The sequence below is a fragment of the Mesorhizobium shangrilense genome, assembly GCF_040537815.1.
Taxonomy (GTDB): Bacteria; Pseudomonadota; Alphaproteobacteria; order Rhizobiales; family Rhizobiaceae; genus Mesorhizobium; species Mesorhizobium shangrilense.
Map to the genome: position 1 here is coordinate 281026 of NZ_JBEWSZ010000004.1, position 15838 is coordinate 296863.

Genomic DNA, 15838 nt, shown 5'->3' on the forward strand with positions numbered 1-15838 from the left:
AATAGCAGATAAGATTCATACTCGCATCTTGCGCCGAAACAAGAACTATAATTAGATACATCAATGCATCTTAATTGCGGGGTCAAAATGGCTGTCCCGCCAGCACACTTTACCCACCTTCGGCGTCTCGACCGCTCAACGCGAACAGCTACCGCCGCCTTGTCGAGAATTCCTTGAGCTCAGGTAACCGGCCCAGTCACGTCGTGACTTTGCGCGCCTTCAACTAGCATCGAAAAAACGGGATCATCACATGTCCAAACTCGTGTCCTCGGGCAACTATGATTGCCCTCGCCCATCCGCGTCCGCAGCGCGTGTCAGGATTGGCAGCGTCGGATCGGTCGCGCTGCTCACGCTTCTCGCAGGCTGTGCTCACAGCAACGCTCCTGGCCAGATCTTCGACTATGCCTCGGTGACATCGGCGGCCGCTGCACCTCCATCCGGCAGGACGACAGGTCAGCGCGAACAACCGCGAGCCAAGCTCGTAACCGCCGTTCTGGGGACGCTCCAGAAAGGCCCCGGTTACACGGTAGAAAGCAACGTCGGAAGCGACGGAAGATATAGCACTTACGTCTTTACCACAGAGTTCGGCACCTACCCGGTGACCGGCGATGATCTCGCGCGCAATCACGTTCAGGAGCTCGTCGCCCTGGACGCGCTCAAGAAACATTCTTTGTCAGGGGAATTCGTGCACGGCGCCGGCAACGCAGTCCTCAGCCCAATCCGAGGCGTCGTCAATACGGTGACGGATCCGATCGGCGGCGCACAGGGAACATACAGAAACGTCACCCGGCGGGTGAGCTCGGTTCGGCGCGGCCTCTCCAAGGCTGGCGAGTTTGTCACCACGTTCGGCAGGCCAGAGAGGCGACAGCCGGAGCGCGAGAACGAGAGCTTGCTTGAGAAGTTTGTCGACAGGCCGAAAGAGAAGCGGCGTCTGGCCGAGGCGCTGCACGTCGATCCCTATACTCATTTCATTCCACTCTCTAGCGAACTCGACAAGGTTGCATCCTATTCGGCCGCTGGGTCCTTCGGCGTCAACCGTGGACTGGGTTTCGTTCCCGGCGTAGCGGGCACCGTCATTTCGGGCCTCGGAACGCTCGATTCACTCACGTCGCGAACGCTCGACATGTCGCCGGATGAAACGGCGGCGATCAACCGCGAGCGCCTGGAAAAGCTGAACATCCCGGCGGACACAACCAAACGATTGCTGCTGAGCGACAAACTCACGCCGACCGAAAAGACACGGACGGTGGGTTTTCTGAGCAGCATGGCGGGCACATCGGGCCTCGGCACGCTCGCCTCCTTCGTCGCTTCGAGCGAAACAAGAGTTGGCGCGTTCACGGCCATGCAGACGCTTGCCTATCTCTCGACGCGTCCCTTTGGCAACGAACGTGTCAGTGGCATAGAAATCGTCGAATGCATTCCGGTCATTTCGGTCGGCGCGAACAGAAGAGTTGCTCTGTTCACAGCCGACGATCTCGCCTGGACATCAGAGAACGCGACTCAGATCTCGAAGCTCAGCACAGCGCTGGCGAGCAGCAGCAATTCGCGGGTCAGGAAGGAAATCTGGATATCAGCAAATGCCTCCGCGATGACAAGGCGCAAACTCCAACTTCAAGGATGGTTGGTGAAGACTAACATCTTCAGCCCGCAGGTCAGGCTCGCCGCGGGCTAAAAGGCAGCTGCGCACGAAAGTGCCTGAGCGGCATAGCTCGCGGCGAACTTCTCGACCTACCGCATCAACAGAAATCGCCGCGTGCGTACTTGACGCCCCTGGTGAGTCTGGCCTTTGGCCGTTGTCACGGTGAAGGCGTCTCGCTCGCCAGCGACCGCAACAGCCCTCACATCCTCCCAAGTTAGGGACGAATAGGCTTCAAGCTGCTCGCGCGCGGAACGCCATGAAGTGGTTCGTGTCTAGGCCACGCTCGGCCGCGCCTTCCGGTGATGGCTGCGGGGGAAATTGACGCCGATTGGGATAGGGTTCGCGTGATCGACGCGCGGAAACTTCCGCGCCCGTGGTCCGCAGATGACGGCCACATCGAACTCGATCGCGAGCCTTTCCTGTTGGATCCCATTTCTCCACCTATGTCTGTCCTTAGATGCGGCTAGGTTTGCTTCACTCGAGAATGAGGCGCCGAGCGGTCGGCCTCCCGGCCAGCGGCAAGGAGCCGATGACGAACCGAGTTGGCGGATTACATCTATCGGCTGCCGTTCCCACCTCCGATGACGTGGTCGCGAAAGCGACAAGCCGTTCCTTATGGGGCTTCGTAGAGTTCCAGCGGCAATCCATCTGGGTCGCGGAAAAAGGTAAACCGTTGGTCTGTATATGGGTCGATCCGGATTGGCTCGACCGCAACGCCGGCGGCTTCCAGGCGCATAATTGCGGGATCAAGGTTCGTCACGGCAAACGCCAAATGCCTCAGGCCTGTAGCCTCTGGATGGGACGGCCGGATCGCTGGTGCAGGGAACGAGAACAATTCCAGCTGGACGGATCCGATCCGCAGATCCGCCTTCCATGACTGCCGCTCCTCCCGATAGACCTCCCTGATCAGATCGAGGCCGAGGAGTTCGACGTAGAACCGTCGCGACCGGTCGTAGTCGGTGCAGATGAGCGCGACGTGATGAATGGCGTTCAGCATGCCACGAACTCTAGCCACGTTGGGATTTGAGGCCAAGGTCACCATCGGGTAGGCGGCACTTTGTTGATGTCGCCATTCGCGAGGGTCGCCTCGTCCTTACTGATCTCATCTGCGCCCAATCGGCGGCATGATCTTGCCGCCAGTGGAGTGCGATCATGCGGATGAAAACCCTCAAAAGCGCGAACAATCAGATCCTTCCTTGATCATTGCTTGGTGAACGCGCCCGTGTAGGCCTGGCCGGCGAGCATATAGGTTCCGGCCAGCGTCCCATTAGACAATATCAAACTGATGTCCGCGCCATTCGGCAGGCGCCCGAGCTTCAATGTAGTCCCAACAATTCTTCCTTCAACGGCGGCCTCTCCCGGATTGTTGTCGCCCAGATTGCCTCACGCAAAGGTGACCGTCACCTTGCCGTTTGGAGAAATCGTCTGCACGGCGACTTTGGCCACATAGGTGCCCTCCAATCGTCCAGCCCACATGCCCGAAAAGGCGGCGTACTTTGTTGGAACGCCCTTCGCTGGGGGAGTGATCGTCACGGATGGATCCATGATTGCCGAAGCAGCAGACGCGGGAGCCAAGGCAGGTTGACGGGGAGCGACAACGGGACCTGACGGAGGTTCGACAGCGGCGGGTTGCGGCTCCACAGGTCGATGCCGTGGCTGTTGCCGGCGAATCGAATGTCCGCTCTTCGTGCCGCCGTGACCCGTTCGACGACCGCCATGCGGCGCTTTGCTGTCCGGCCGCATTTGGGCCGGAAGCAGACGTTCCGCCTTCACGCATCCGACTGGCATAGCAGCCATTCAGCCGCCACCATTGAGGCCGTTGAGTGCCGGGCATTGCCGTCGATGACGGCGAGATGCTTGTCCGACTATCCCCCGGCAAGGCGCGGAAGCAGGAAAATTTCGGCGCCTTTTGGCAATTCCTTTGACCAGGTGTCGCGATAGATCGTCCCGTCGATGGCGACGGCGATGCCGCGGTCGATCAAGGGTTCGAGTCCGGGATACTGTTCAGCCAGCTTCCTGAACAACTCCCTGATGTCCTTGGCCTCGATCTCGACCTTGCTCTTGCCACCGGCGAGCTGGCCGAGCGCGCCCCAGAGCGTGACTTCGACCATCAGCGCGAACCCCTGCCCTAGCCTCCCCGTTCCGCCTCGATCGCCGCCAGGATGCGCGGCGGCGACATCGGGATGTGGGTCATGCGCACGCCGGCTGCGTTCGACACCGCATTGGCGATCGCCGCCAGCGGCGGCACGATCGAGGTCTCGCCGACGCCGCGCACCCCATAGGGATGGTTGGGGTTGGGGATTTCGAGGATCTGCGTGTCGATCATCGGCAGGTCCGAGCAGACCGGGATGCGGTAGTCGAGGAAACCGGCGTTCTGCAGCCGCCCGTCCTTGCCGTAGATATACTCCTCGTTGAGCGCCCAGCCGATGCCTTGCGCGGCACCGCCCTGGTACTGTCCCTCCACATAGGTCGGGTGCACCGCCTTGCCGGCATCCTGCACCACCGTATAGCGGATGACCCGGGTGGCGCCGGTTTCGGGGTCGACCTCGATGTCGCAGATATGTGTGGCGAAGGAGACGCCCGCGCCATCGGCGACGAGCTCGCTGTGGCCCGCGATCGGTCCGCCGGTCTTCCCCGACTCGACCGCGATCTCCTTCAGCGACAGTGCTGCCAGGTTGCCGTACCTCTCGCCCTTGGCGAGCGCGTGGCCCTTTTCCCAGACCACATCGTCGACGGGAATGTCCCACATCTGCGCGGCACGCTCGCGCAGGATCTTGATCGCGTTGCGGGCGGCCGAGATCGTTGCCATCGAGGACGAGAAGGTGCCGCGGCTGCCGTCGGTCATGTCGTTGTAACCCAGGCTTGACGTGTCGGCGACGATGGCCTTGACCTGCGAGTAGTCGATGCCGAGCTCCTCCGCCGCCACCAGCGACAGTGACGCGCGAGAACCACCGACATCAACAGTGCCGACGGCAAGCGAGACCGAGCCGTCCATGCCGATGTTCAAGTCGGTGCAGGTCTGGCCGCCGAAATTGAACCAGAAGCCACAGGCCATGCCGCGCCCCTGGTTTTTCTTGAGCGGCGCCTTCATGTGCGGATGATTCTTCGCAGCCTCCAGCGTCGGTCCGATGCCGATCGGCCCATAGACCGGGCCATAGGACGATCTGGTGCCTTCCTGGGCGGCGTTCCTGATGCGGAACTCGACCGGGTCCATGCCGATCTCCTTGGCCAGCTCGTCGACAGCACTTTCCACCGCGAACGCCGCCATCGGCGCCGAGGGCGCGCGATAGGCCGCCGTCTTCGGCCGGTTGACCAGCACTTCGTAGCCGACCGTCTTGACGTTCTCCAGCCTGTAGCAGGCGAACGCCGTCATGGCGCCGACCTCGGCCCAGGAGCCGGCGTAGGGGCCGCTGGTGTAGCGCAGCGTCGCCTCGGCAGCAGTGATGGTGCCATCCTTGCGGGCGCCGATTTTCACGTCGATCGAGGTGGCGCTGGTCGGGCCCGAGGCGCGAAAAACCTCGTCGCGCGTCATCACCAGCTTCACCGGCCGTCCCGCCTTGCGCGACAGCGCCAGTGCCACCGGCTCGGCCCAAACATGGGTCTTGCCACCGAAGCCGCCACCGATCTCGGACGAGGTGACGCGCAGCTTCGAGGCTTCCATGCCGAGCAGTTGCGCACAGTGCTGGCGATAGACGAAATGGCCCTGCGTGCAGACCCACAGATCCGCGGTGCCGTCGGACGAGACGCTCGCCACGCAGGCATGCGGCTCGATATAGCCTTGGTGCGTCTGCTCGGTCCTGAAGGAGCGCTCGACGATGAAGTCGGCGAGGCCGAAACCCTGATGGACATCGCCATGGCCGAACTGGCTGCGCTTGGTGACGTTGGACGGTTTTACCGGCTTTTCCTCGAGGCCTTCGGTGAAGATGGCGTCGTTGATGAGCGGTGCGGAGTGCTTCATCGCCTCGTCGACATCGGTGACATGCGGCAACAGCTCGTAGTCGACCTCGATCAGCTTCAGCGCCTGCCTAGCCGTGCGGGCGTCGACAGCGGCGACCGCGGCCACCGCATGGCCGTCATAGAGCGCCTTGCTGCGCGCCATGCAATTGTCGAGGATGTCGTACATGGCGGCATCGCCAGCGGTGAGGTCGGGCAGGTCCTTGGCCGTGATCACCGCCTTCACGCCCGAAAGCTTTTCCGCTTTCGAGGTATCGATCTTCCGGATGATCGCATGCGCGTGCGGGCTTCTTAAGATCCGCCCGACCAGCTGGCCGGCCATGTTGAAGTCGGCGCCGTAGCGGGCGCGGCCGGTCACCTTGTCGACGCCGTCGGGACGGATCGGGCGCGTGCCGACCGATGCGAAGTTGCGAGCCGAATAACGCGGATCGAAATTCATGCGTGCGCTCCCTTCATCACATGTGCGGCGTCCTGGACCGCGCGCACGATCTTGTCATAGCCGGTGCAGCGGCACAGGTTTCCCGCGAGGCCGAAGCGGATTTCCTCCTCGGTCGGGTCGGGGTTCTTGGCCAGAAGGTCCTTGGCCGCGATTAGGAAGCCCGGCGTGCAGATGCCGCATTGCAGGGCCGCGTGCTCGAGGAATTTCTGCTGCAGCGGATGCAGCCTTTCGCCATGCGCCATGCCCTCGACGGTCTCGACGCGCCGGCCTTCGGCTTCCGCGCCGAGCACCAGGCACGAGCAGACCAGCCGGTCGTCGAGGATGATGCTGCAGGCGCCGCAGTCGCCGGTGCCGCAGCCCTCCTTGGCTCCCGTCAGCCCCAGGCGATCCCGCAGCACGTCGAGCAGCGTCTCGTCAGGCTGGCAGAGATATTCGATGGTGTCGCCGTTGATTGTCGTGGAAACCGCTATACCAGCCATCATTTGCCTCCTGCACGTGCATAGGCGGTCGTTGCGGCCCGTTTGGCCAGCACGCCCGCAACCTTCCGTCTGAACTCGATGGTGCCCCGCTTGTCGTCGATGGGGCGGCAGGCGCCGGAGCAGACCTTGGCGAGGCGCTCGAGCGCTGCTTCGTCCAGCTTCCTGCCGATAAGGGCCTCGGCGGCCTCCTCGACCAGAAGCACGGTGGGTGCTGCCGCCCCCAGCGCCACGCGGGCGGCTGTGACGACACCATGCTCGTCGAGCGTCAGGTTCACGCCGGCGCTGACCACGGCGATGTCCATCTCGGTGCGCGGAATGAACCGCAGATAGGCATCGCCCGAACGCGGCGCTTGGCTGTCGAGCAGGATCGCCTCGATGATCTCGCCCTTGGCGAGCGACGTCTTGCCCGGCCCGGTCGGCACGCTCTCCACGACAATCGTGCGCTTGCCCGCCGGCCCAGCAATCAAGGCCCTGGCGCCGGCCGCGACCAGCGCCGGGACGCTGTCGGCGGCAGGTGAGGCGTTGCAGAGATTGCCTGTTATGGTGCAGCGTCCCTGCACTTGCTTCGAGCCGATCAGCTTGGCCGCTTCCACGACGCCGGGCCATGCTTTCCTCAGGGCCGCGTTCTCGCCCAGCACGGCGCAGGGGACCGCGGCACCAATGCTGAAGCCGTCGGCCGTCTCCCGGATCTGGCTCAAGCCTTCGATCGCCTTGATGTCGACGATCAGGTCTGGTTCGACAAAGCCGCCCTTCATCCTGACCAGGAGGTCGCTGCCCCCGGCGAGAATGGCGGCCGTGCCGGCCGACCCCGCAAGCAGGCCAACGGCATCTTCGATTGAAAGCGGACGTATGTAGCGCATCGTCTCCCCTTGATCATGGCGGTCTCGCCGACCGTTATAAACAATCACCTCATAAAGACCATCCGGTTGCTCGGCCGAGGCGATTGGGCCAGGCGCCCAATCTGCAGTGCCGTGCACAGTTCGAAACGGAAATTGCCCCGGAATTCTGGCTTTCGCGCAGCCTGCTGAATGGCTGCGAGGGGGCCGTGAGCGGACTTGCGACTTCGAGGCTCGGAATGTCAGGAGCGGACGTTCAGGCACCATGCGTCTATCGACCTGAACTAACCTATTTCTCTAAACGGCTGTCACCCGCAGAACCGCTCGGCGAAGCTGCGTTCAACGGGATGATGCCGGAATTCTATGGGAGCATGCTGGCGTTCCGTATCGCGCGATATGCCCAGGGCCGACCAAAGTGGACTGGCCCGGCGAAGAGCGTACAAAGCAGGCGCTGTATCGCCCGCTTTATACCAGCCGAACGGTTGGGCGGCGGCAAACCGATTCTGAATCAACCGGAAGCGTTTCCCTTTGGGACCGAGAGCGGGTGCAATCCACGCGACCTCCATACAAGCTGCACAAAACTGCGACGCTCGAAGGATACTGTCGCGCCGAAACCGATGTCGGCAGCGAGCCGGCCGAAACAAGGATGGCGGCATGAGCGAAATGTTTCGAAGACGCCGCGGCGTCAAATATCCGGTGCCGATCCGCATCCTGCACTGGCTGCGGGCAGTTCTGATTCTGGGGTTGATCGCGTGCGGCTGGTACATGACTGGGCGCGCCGAAGACGATCCAACCGCCGGCATCTTGTATCCCAACCACAAGCAATTCGGGATCTTGGTCTGGCTGCTGGCGTTGGTGCATCTGACCCTGCGCTGGCGTTACCATGCCGTGCTGCTGCATGCGCCGGAGGCCCTGAAGCCTTGGGAGAAATGGCTTTCTCACGCAATCCACCGGCTGATCATCGCTTTGACGCTACTCACGCCACTGCTGGGCTACGCCATGTCGAGCAGCATCATTGGGGGCGACAGCGTGCCGTTTTTCTTCCTCTCGCATGTTCCGGAGCTCCTGCCGAAGAACGATGCGGCATTCGCGGTGTTTCAGGCGCTGCACAAGTACTGCGCCTATCTCTTGCTGGCCTGCGTCGTTCTGCACATAGCGGGCATCATGAAGCATCGGCTGCAGGACAAGGGCGGCGAGACCGACGTTCTCCCGCGAATGCTTTGAAATGCGCGGCGACGCCGGCCGCAGCGCTCCTGCTATGCGTCGTGTGCGGGAGCAGAACGGCTCGTCTTCACAAAGATCATCTCGAACAGCGCGCCACCCTCAGGCGCGTCACGATAGCGAAGACGTCCGCCATGCGCCTCCACGATCGCGCGCACGACCGACAGACCGAGCCCGTTGCCGCCTAGCTCCCGTGAGCGGATCTGATCGCCGCGGACGAACGGGTAGAAGACGCGGGTCGCCGTCTCCGGTGAGAGTCCTGGTCCCTCATCGGCGACGCCCAGCAGAATTTCGCCGTCGGCCTCGGCGAGGCGGATCGTTATCGTGCCCCGAATCGCATAGCGCCGCGCGTTGGTGACGAGAGCCAGCAGGGCTTGGCGGATGCGCGTCGCGTCCGCATCGACCACGAGGTCGGCAAGGTCGAGCTCCAGGTGGAAGCCGCTGGCACGCAGGTCGTGCGCCATCAGCTCGGCCATCTGCGCGATTTCCGGCGCGAGGCGAATCGGCTCGATGCGCAGATCCAGATGGCCGCTGTCGGCGAGCGTCACCGTCCGCAGGTCCTCGACCAGGCGCGCCAACCCGTCCACCTGCAGGATGAGCCCCTGAAGCGAGCGTTCGTCCGGTTCGAAAACGCCATCGATCATGCCCTGCAGGCGTCCCTTCAGGATGGTCAGCGGGGTGCGTAGCTCGTGCGCGATCGTGGCGTTCCACAGAGCCATGTCGGCGGCCATGTCCTGCAGGCGTTGCGCCATCGTGTTGAAATCGTCGATCAATGCTGCCGTCTCGCCGAGGGCACGGTCGCCGGCCGATGCGCGCGCGGTGAGGTCGCCTGCCGTGATCCGGCGTGCATTCAGGGCAAGCGACTCCAGGGGCTCGAGGATCCGGCGTGCGAGACGCAGGGAAACCAGGACCGCGAGCGGCAGGGTGACGAGGATCAGCACGCCCACGATCACGAAATCGAGTGAGGTAAGCCCGCCGTCCTGCTCCGGCATCGGATAAAGGGCGACGATGACCGTATAGGCGAAATAGGTTCCGAAGAAGACCAGCAGCCCGGCCGCTACGGTAATGGCCGACATGGCGATGAGGATCTGCCGGCTCAATCCGGTGCGCGGACCCATCGTGTCAGGCCGACAGCCGGTACCCTATGCCGCGCACCCCAGGCAGCAGGCTGATCGCTCCCGCCTGTTCAAGCTTCTTGCGCAGCTTGCTGACATGGCTGTCCACCGTGCGGTCGAGCGCGTCGGAACCCGGCAGGCAGGCGTCCACCAATTCGCTTCTCGTGAACACCTTGGCAGGGCTGCGCGCCATGTGGGCGAGGATGCGGAACTCGGTCAGCGTCAGCGCAAGCCGTATTGCCTCGGCGCCGGCGCCGAAGCTTGCCTGATACGCGTCGAGGTCGATGGCGAGATCGCCGACCCGCAGGATGCCCGCCGCGGTCGCAAGGCCCGAGCGACGAAGGACGGCCTTGGCGCGGGCGACGACCTCGATCGGGTTGAAGGGTTTGACCACATAGTCGTCCGCCCCGATGCGCAGGCCCTGCAGCCGGTCGATGTCCTTGTCGAGCGCGGTGATCATGATGGCGGGGGTGTTCCCCCGGCGCCGCAGTTCCGCCAGGACCTCCCATCCGTCGAGACGGGGCATCGTGACGTCGAGAAGGACGAGGTCAGGCTTCAGCGCGAGGTGCAAGTCGAGGGCCGTGCGGCCATCGCGCGCCTGCACCGTCCGAAACCCCTCCCGTACGAGATAGGCGTCCAGGATGGCTGAAATCTCGTCGTCGTCTTCGGCTATCAGAACGAGGGCTGTCATGGCGTTCTCCTTCGACAAGGGATGCCATCAGGCGCGGCTTGCGTCGAGCGCTATCGGCCTCTCTCCATCAAGTCGCGACATAACCTCCACACGGCGTCAACCCGGCGGATCGATAGAGGCGACGCCGCCCTGAGCAAGGGACCGCCCTAAAGGATGACCGCGACGATGCGCCTTCGCCACCTCCCGACACATGCGCTGATCGCCGCCACGGCGCTGTTTCTCTCCGCCTGTACGGACGGAGCGGACAGCCCGAAGACGGACAGCGCTACGGTGCGGGCGCAAGCCGAGGTCGCCCCCGTCCGCATCGCCGTGCAGACGGTCCAGCCACGCCGCGTGGTGGTTTATGACGAGCTGCCGGGACGCGTATCGGCTCTGCGGACTGCCGAGATACGCCCCCAGGTCAGCGGCATCATCCAGGAGGTGCTCTTCACCGAAGGCTCCGAGGTGCCGGCCGACCAGCCCCTGTTCCAGATCGATCCCGCGCCGTTCGCCGCCGACGTCGAAGCGGCTTCCGCAGTCCTGGCCCGGGCGGAGGCGGATCTCCTCAACGCGACCTTCAAGCATGAACGGGTCCAGGCACTCGCGGCCGCGCGGACTGCCAGCGCGGCCGCACTCGGCGACGCGACGGCGACGCTGGCACAAGCACGCGCGAATGTCGCTGAGGCCAAGGCCAACCTGACGCGCCGCGAACTCGAACTGTCGCACGCGACCATCCGAAGCCCAATCGCGGGGCGCATTGGGCAAGCCCTTGCCACCGAAGGCAGCCTCGCTTCCGCCTCGACGGCGCTCGCTGTCGTCCAGCAGACCGACCGCGCCTATCTGGATGTCCGCCAGCCCTCGATGCGTCGGGAACTGCTGGATGAGATGCTTGAAAGCGGGCGGAGCGAGGATGCCGCCGCCCTTCCGGTCGACATCCTAACGATCACCGGAAAGCCCTACGCATTCCAGGGCAAGGTCCTCTACTCCGAGAGTACGGTTGATCCCGGCACCGGCAGTATCGCCATGCGCGTGGAGGTGCCCAACCCGTACCGGCAGTTGCTGCCCGGCATGTATCTGCGTGCCAAGGTGCCAAGCGCCATCTATGCGAAGGCGTTGACGGTGCCGCAAGAGGCCGTGCGCCGTGACGCGTCGGGACGGCCGCAACTCACGGTGATCGGAAACGACAAGACGGCAGGCAGCCGCGACGTCGAGCTGGGAGCATTGGTAGACCGCCAGTACGTCATCTTGTCGGGGCTGAAAGCCGGCGAGACCGTGGTCGTGCAGGGCCAGGATCGCACGGAAGGCGGCCAACCGCTGGAGCTCGTCCCCTACCAGCCTGCCTCGCCGAAGAGCGAAATCTGAGGAGCCCGCCCGATGCCTCACTTCTTCATAGAGCGGCCGGTCTTCGCCTGGGTCATCGCGATCTTCATCGTGCTGGCCGGTCTCGTCTCGATCCCGCAGCTACCGGTCTCGCGCTTTCCGGTCATCGCTCCTCCGAGCATCAGCATCTACACCACCTACACCGGCGCCAGCCCGCAAACGATCAACGACAGCGTCACCGCGCCGATCGAGCGCGAGCTGACGGCTGTGAAGAATGTCCTCTATTTCGAATCGTCGTCCGACTCGGCCGGCAACGCCAGCATAACCGTCACCCTCAAGCCCGGCACCGACCCGGAGCTCGCCCAGATCGATGTCCAGAACCGCCTGAAAGCCGTCGAGCAGCGCCTGCCCGAGAGTGTCCGCCGCGCTGGCCTCACCGTGGAAGGGGTCACGTCGGGGTTCCTGATGATCGTCTCGCTGCGCTCCGAAGGCGGCAAGGCCGATTCCCTGGCGCTGGAGGACTATCTGGTGCGCCGCTTGGCCCCGGAGCTCAAACGCGTGCCCGGCGTCGGCCGCGTCCAGTCCTTCGGCTCGGAGGCGGCGATGCGCGTCTGGATCGACCCGGCCCGGCTCGTTTCCTACTCGGTCTCGATGGCGGAGATCACGCAGGCGATCCAGGCTCAGAACGTCCAGGTGGCGCCCGGTCGCCTCGGTGAGGCGCCCATCGTTCCCGGCCAGATGATCAGCGTTCCGCTCAACCTCGACGGACAATTGAAGACACCCGAGGAGTTCGCCGCCATCGTCCTGCGCTCCAATCCGGACGGCTCGAAGCTGACACTTGGCGATGTGGCCAAGGTCGAGATCGGCGCTCAGACGATGGGCTTCTCCATCTTCGACGGTGGAAAGCCGGCCACAGCCGCGGCCATCCAGCTCGCGCCCAGCGCGAACGCCGTCTCGACCTCGGAAGGTGTGAAGGCGCGTCTGGCCGAGCTCGCCCCGTCGATGCCAGACGGCGTCGCCTATGCCGTCTCCTACGACGCCGCGCCCTTCGTGAAGCTGTCGATCTCGAAGGTGGTGCAGACGCTCGCCGAGGCGATGGTGCTGGTGTTCCTGATCATGCTCCTCTTCCTCCAGAACATCCGCTACACGCTGATCCCGGCCATCGTCGCGCCGATCGCGCTGCTCGGCACCTTCGCGGTGATGTGGACCATCGGTTACTCGATCAACGTGCTGACGATGTTCGGCATGGTGCTGGCGATCGGCATCATCGTCGACGATGCGATCGTGGTGGTGGAAAACGTCGAACGGCTCATGGCGACCGAGGCCCTGTCGCCGCGCGAGGCCACCCGCCGCGCTATGCGCGAGATTACGGGTGCGGTCGTCGGCATCACGCTGGTTCTGACGGCGGTGTTCCTGCCGATGGGCCTCGCCGGCGGGTCGGTCGGCGCAATCTACCGGCAGTTCACGGTCTCGCTCGCGGTCTCGATCCTGTTCTCGGCCTTCCTGGCGCTCAGCCTTACGCCCGCGCTCTGCGCCACGATCCTCAAGCCGGTCGCCCGCCATCAAGAGCGCAGGGGCTTCTTCGCCTGGTTCAACCGGAGTTTCGACCGGCTGACGGTACACTATGCGACATGGGTCGGCTGGCTCGTCGGACGAGCCAGTCGCGTCATGCTGGTCTACGGCGTTCTCGTCGGCGCGCTGGCGCTGGGCTACGGCATGCTGCCGACCGCCTTCGTGCCTGACGAGGACCAGGGGACGTTCATGACCTCCTTCACGCTGCCGGCCGACGCGACCTCCGAGCGGACCCGGGCGCTCGTGGAGCGCTTCGACCGCCACGCCGCGACGCGCCCCGACATCGCCAACAACCTGTCCATCATGGGCTTCGGCTTTTCCGGCTCCGGGCCGAACGCGGCGATGGCGTTCACGACGCTGCGCGACTGGGATGCGCGCAGCGGCAGCACCGATGCAGAGATCGCGGCTGCCGAACGGGCAATGCAGGAGGCGACGGAAGGCGAGGTCACCATCATGAAGCCGCCAGCCATCGACGAACTTGGCACGACCTCTGGCGTCTCGCTTCGCCTCGTCGACCTCGCCGGGCGCGACGCTGGGGCGCTGCGGGATGCGTCGCAGACGCTGGTCGCACTCGCCGGTCAAAGCAAGCTCCTGCGCAATGTGCGCGTGGACGGACTGCCCAACGGGCCCAGCGTGAACTTGCTCGTCGACCGTCAGAAGGCCGGCGCGCTCGGGGTCTCCTTCTCGGCCATCAGCGACGTGCTCGCTTCCACCATGGGCTCGACCTATGTCAACGACTTTCCGCGCGCCGGAAGTCTCCAGCAAGTCATCCTGCAGGCGCAGGCCAGGAACCGCATGCAGGTCGAGGACGTCCTGAAGCTCCATGTGCGCAACGACAAGGGCGGCATGGTCCCGCTGTCCGAAGTGGTGACGCCGGAATGGTCCGTCAGCCCGCTGCAGCTCAACCGCTACAACGGTTACCCCTCGCTCAGCATCTCGGGAGATGCCGCGCCCGGCGTGTCGAGCGGCAACGCGATGAACGAGATCGAGCGGATCGCCTCGCAGCTTCCCGCCAGCTTCGCCGTGGAATGGACGGGCCAGTCCTTCCAGGAACGCCAGTCGGGCGCGCAGGCGCCGCTTCTGATGGCGTTTTCCGTCGTCGTCGTATTCCTGGTGCTGGCCGCCCTCTACGAGAGTTGGGCCATTCCGCTCTCGGTGATGCTGGTAGTGCCGCTCGGGATCCTGGGCGCTGTCGTCGCGGTGCATCTGCGTGGCTTCGAAAACGACGTGTTCTTCAAGGTCGGCCTGATCACGCTGATCGGCCTGTCGGCCAAGAACGCGGTGCTGATCGTGGAGTTCGCCCGCAAGCTGCGCCACCAGGGGCGGACCCCGCGCGAGGCGGCCGTCGAAGCGGCGCGGTTGCGGTTGCGCCCCATCGTCATGACATCGCTCGCCTTCACGCTCGGCATCGTGCCCCTGGTCGTCGCCAAGGGGCCGAGTTCCGAAACGCAGAACGCTCTGGGCACCGGCCTCTTCGGCGGCATGATCTCGGCCACCGTGCTTGCCGTGGTCTTCGTACCGGTGTTCTTCGCCCTGATCATGCGCCTCGCCGAGCGCAAGCCGCCAGCCGCAAGCCGGGCCAGTCCGGCTCCGGTCGAGGCCTGACGCGCCATCGCGTCCCCCCGGACGCAAACGCCAAGCCGATTCTTCCCAAATCTGGAGACTTCCGATGACAACCACGCCGAACGAAAGCCGTATCACGCTCGACATCGCCACCGAAGCCGACCTGCCCCGCTTTCGAAAGGATCTCCGGGAGGCCTTCGCGATCGCCGCCGTCGAGGAGTTCGGTTCGGCCGACAACGGACTGATTCCATCCGACGCAGACGTGACCTCGTCCTTCGAGGCGCCCAACGCCGTGGTGTACCGCATCCTGGAGGACGGGCGGTGGGTCGGCGGCGCTGTCGTGTCCATCGACGCCGCGACGCAGCGCAATTCGCTCGACTTCTTCTTCGTGCGCGCCGGGGAGATCGGGCGAGGAATCGGCCGCAAGGCGTGGACCGTGATCGAGAAGCACTACGCCGCCACCAAGGTCTGGACGACCCACACCCCGTATTTCGAGAGGCGCAACATCCACTTCTACGTCAACGTCTGCGGCTTCAGCATCGTGGAGTACTACAACGCACGCCACCCAGGCCCGAAACATTCTGCCGAGCTGGACCTGCCGGAGGACGTCGGCATGTTCCGCTTCGAGAAGCGCATGTGATCCGACGAGATCGAATCGAGCCAGCCACCTCAGCCGTCCATGTCAGGAAATAAGCCACGTCGGTCACGAGGTTTGTCAGTACGCGTATACCGTAGTGCCCCCATTCGATGGACATAGACTTCGTAAAGCCTTCCATAGCGTGCTTGGTCGCACCGTAGACAGCGCGATCGATGCCGCCGACATGGGCCATTTGCGAAGAGATATTGATAAGTGATCCGGGCTTGCGCGCTGCGATCATCCTTTTGGCAACCGCCCGCGTGTCGACGGCGATATCGGGCAGCACTTTCAGGATCGCCTTCATCACCATCTGGGCCGTGGCGCGGCTGTTGATGCCCGGTGTGTTCATCAGCACCGCCGTGCCGCCTTCGCCGCTGCCGCCACCCCAGGAGC

General features: G+C 64.2%; 15 protein-coding genes. 5 read left to right on the plus strand and 10 right to left on the minus strand.

The window, feature by feature from the left end; all coding sequences use genetic code 11:
- Positions 1–250: 250 nt before the first annotated feature.
- Entirely contained in the window at positions 251–1672 is a 1422-nt protein-coding gene (locus ABVQ20_RS32110) for a hypothetical protein (RefSeq protein ID WP_354463708.1), read from the plus strand.
- Positions 1673–2252: 580 nt separating this feature from the next.
- Here the strand turns inward: ABVQ20_RS32110 and gloA2 are convergent.
- From gloA2 to ABVQ20_RS32145, 7 genes are all read right to left on the minus strand, one after another.
- Positions 2253–2636, minus strand: a complete 384-nt coding sequence (gene gloA2 / locus ABVQ20_RS32115; RefSeq protein ID WP_354463709.1) for an SMU1112c/YaeR family gloxylase I-like metalloprotein — start codon at positions 2634–2636, stop codon at positions 2253–2255.
- A 386-nt stretch (positions 2637–3022) separates the two neighbouring features.
- Positions 3023–3172 carry a hypothetical protein gene (locus ABVQ20_RS32120; RefSeq protein WP_354463710.1) on the minus strand — a complete coding sequence of 50 codons (150 nt, stop codon included), beginning with the start codon at positions 3170–3172 and terminating at the stop codon, positions 3023–3025.
- Entirely contained in the window at positions 3169–3357 is a 189-nt protein-coding gene (locus ABVQ20_RS32125; RefSeq protein ID WP_354463711.1) for a hypothetical protein, read from the minus strand. The genes ABVQ20_RS32120 and ABVQ20_RS32125 overlap by 4 nt, the downstream gene beginning before the upstream one ends.
- Positions 3358–3504: 147 nt before the next feature.
- The gene (locus tag ABVQ20_RS32130) at positions 3505–3750 is read right to left on the minus strand and encodes a MoaD/ThiS family protein (RefSeq protein ID WP_354463712.1); all 246 of its coding nucleotides are present in this window, start codon (positions 3748–3750) and stop codon (positions 3505–3507) included.
- Positions 3751–3767: 17 nt separating this feature from the next.
- Positions 3768–6032: a xanthine dehydrogenase family protein molybdopterin-binding subunit gene (locus tag ABVQ20_RS32135; protein ID WP_354463713.1), complete on the minus strand. Its 2265-nt coding sequence runs from the start codon at positions 6030–6032 to the stop codon at positions 3768–3770.
- Positions 6029–6511: a (2Fe-2S)-binding protein gene (locus tag ABVQ20_RS32140; protein WP_354463714.1), complete on the minus strand. Its 483-nt coding sequence runs from the start codon at positions 6509–6511 to the stop codon at positions 6029–6031. The genes ABVQ20_RS32135 and ABVQ20_RS32140 overlap by 4 nt, the downstream gene beginning before the upstream one ends.
- Positions 6511–7371, minus strand: a complete 861-nt coding sequence (locus ABVQ20_RS32145; protein ID WP_354463715.1) for an FAD binding domain-containing protein — start codon at positions 7369–7371, stop codon at positions 6511–6513. The genes ABVQ20_RS32140 and ABVQ20_RS32145 overlap by 1 nt, the downstream gene beginning before the upstream one ends.
- 672 nt (positions 7372–8043) lie before the next feature.
- On the opposite strand from ABVQ20_RS32145, the gene ABVQ20_RS32150 reads away from it, so the two are divergent.
- Complete coding sequence (locus ABVQ20_RS32150) at positions 8044–8571, plus strand: cytochrome b (RefSeq protein ID WP_354463716.1); 528 nt, start codon at positions 8044–8046, stop codon at positions 8569–8571.
- Positions 8572–8603: 32 nt separating this feature from the next.
- On the opposite strand, the gene ABVQ20_RS32155 is transcribed toward ABVQ20_RS32150, so the two are convergent.
- Together ABVQ20_RS32155 and ABVQ20_RS32160 are read right to left on the minus strand one after the other, a co-directional pair.
- Positions 8604–9686 (minus strand): ATP-binding protein, encoded by a 1083-nt coding sequence (locus tag ABVQ20_RS32155; protein WP_354463717.1) that lies wholly within the window; start codon positions 9684–9686, stop codon positions 8604–8606.
- 4 nt (positions 9687–9690) lie between these two features.
- The gene (locus ABVQ20_RS32160; protein ID WP_354463718.1) at positions 9691–10374 is read right to left on the minus strand and encodes a response regulator; all 684 of its coding nucleotides are present in this window, start codon (positions 10372–10374) and stop codon (positions 9691–9693) included.
- A gap of 165 nt (positions 10375–10539) precedes the next feature.
- Between ABVQ20_RS32160 and ABVQ20_RS32165 the strand changes: the two genes are divergently transcribed.
- From ABVQ20_RS32165 to ABVQ20_RS32175, 3 genes are all read left to right on the plus strand, one after another.
- Positions 10540–11715, plus strand: a complete 1176-nt coding sequence (locus ABVQ20_RS32165; RefSeq protein WP_354463719.1) for an efflux RND transporter periplasmic adaptor subunit — start codon at positions 10540–10542, stop codon at positions 11713–11715.
- 12 nt (positions 11716–11727) lie between these two features.
- On the plus strand, positions 11728–14850 hold the full coding sequence (locus tag ABVQ20_RS32170; protein WP_354463720.1) for a multidrug efflux RND transporter permease subunit: 3123 nt from the start codon (positions 11728–11730) through the stop codon (positions 14848–14850).
- 64 nt (positions 14851–14914) lie between these two features.
- The gene (locus ABVQ20_RS32175) at positions 14915–15448 is read left to right on the plus strand and encodes a GNAT family N-acetyltransferase (protein ID WP_354463721.1); all 534 of its coding nucleotides are present in this window, start codon (positions 14915–14917) and stop codon (positions 15446–15448) included.
- Here ABVQ20_RS32175 and ABVQ20_RS32180 read toward each other — a convergent pair.
- On the minus strand, positions 15342–15731 hold the full coding sequence (locus tag ABVQ20_RS32180; RefSeq protein WP_435528469.1) for an SDR family oxidoreductase: 390 nt from the start codon (positions 15729–15731) through the stop codon (positions 15342–15344). The genes ABVQ20_RS32175 and ABVQ20_RS32180 overlap by 107 nt on opposite strands.
- Positions 15732–15838: the final 107 nt, after the last annotated feature.

What these genes read in the sequence shown, in the direction of transcription:
- ABVQ20_RS32110 (WP_354463708.1), top strand. Translation starts at nt 251, where the DNA reads ATGTCCAAACTCGTGTCCTCGGGCAACTATGATTGCCCTCGCCCATCC.
- gloA2 (WP_354463709.1), bottom strand. Translation starts at nt 2,636, where the DNA reads ATGCTGAACGCCATTCATCACGTCGCGCTCATCTGCACCGACTACGAC.
- ABVQ20_RS32125 (WP_354463711.1), bottom strand. Translation starts at nt 3,357, where the DNA reads ATGGCGGTCGTCGAACGGGTCACGGCGGCACGAAGAGCGGACATTCGA.
- ABVQ20_RS32130 (WP_354463712.1), bottom strand. Translation starts at nt 3,750, where the DNA reads ATGGTCGAAGTCACGCTCTGGGGCGCGCTCGGCCAGCTCGCCGGTGGC.
- ABVQ20_RS32135 (WP_354463713.1), bottom strand. Translation starts at nt 6,032, where the DNA reads ATGAATTTCGATCCGCGTTATTCGGCTCGCAACTTCGCATCGGTCGGC.
- ABVQ20_RS32140 (WP_354463714.1), bottom strand. Translation starts at nt 6,511, where the DNA reads ATGGCTGGTATAGCGGTTTCCACGACAATCAACGGCGACACCATCGAA.
- ABVQ20_RS32145 (WP_354463715.1), bottom strand. Translation starts at nt 7,371, where the DNA reads ATGCGCTACATACGTCCGCTTTCAATCGAAGATGCCGTTGGCCTGCTT.
- ABVQ20_RS32155 (WP_354463717.1), bottom strand. Translation starts at nt 9,686, where the DNA reads ATGGGTCCGCGCACCGGATTGAGCCGGCAGATCCTCATCGCCATGTCG.
- ABVQ20_RS32160 (WP_354463718.1), bottom strand. Translation starts at nt 10,374, where the DNA reads ATGACAGCCCTCGTTCTGATAGCCGAAGACGACGACGAGATTTCAGCC.
- ABVQ20_RS32165 (WP_354463719.1), top strand. Translation starts at nt 10,540, where the DNA reads ATGCGCCTTCGCCACCTCCCGACACATGCGCTGATCGCCGCCACGGCG.
- ABVQ20_RS32170 (WP_354463720.1), top strand. Translation starts at nt 11,728, where the DNA reads ATGCCTCACTTCTTCATAGAGCGGCCGGTCTTCGCCTGGGTCATCGCG.
- ABVQ20_RS32175 (WP_354463721.1), top strand. Translation starts at nt 14,915, where the DNA reads ATGACAACCACGCCGAACGAAAGCCGTATCACGCTCGACATCGCCACC.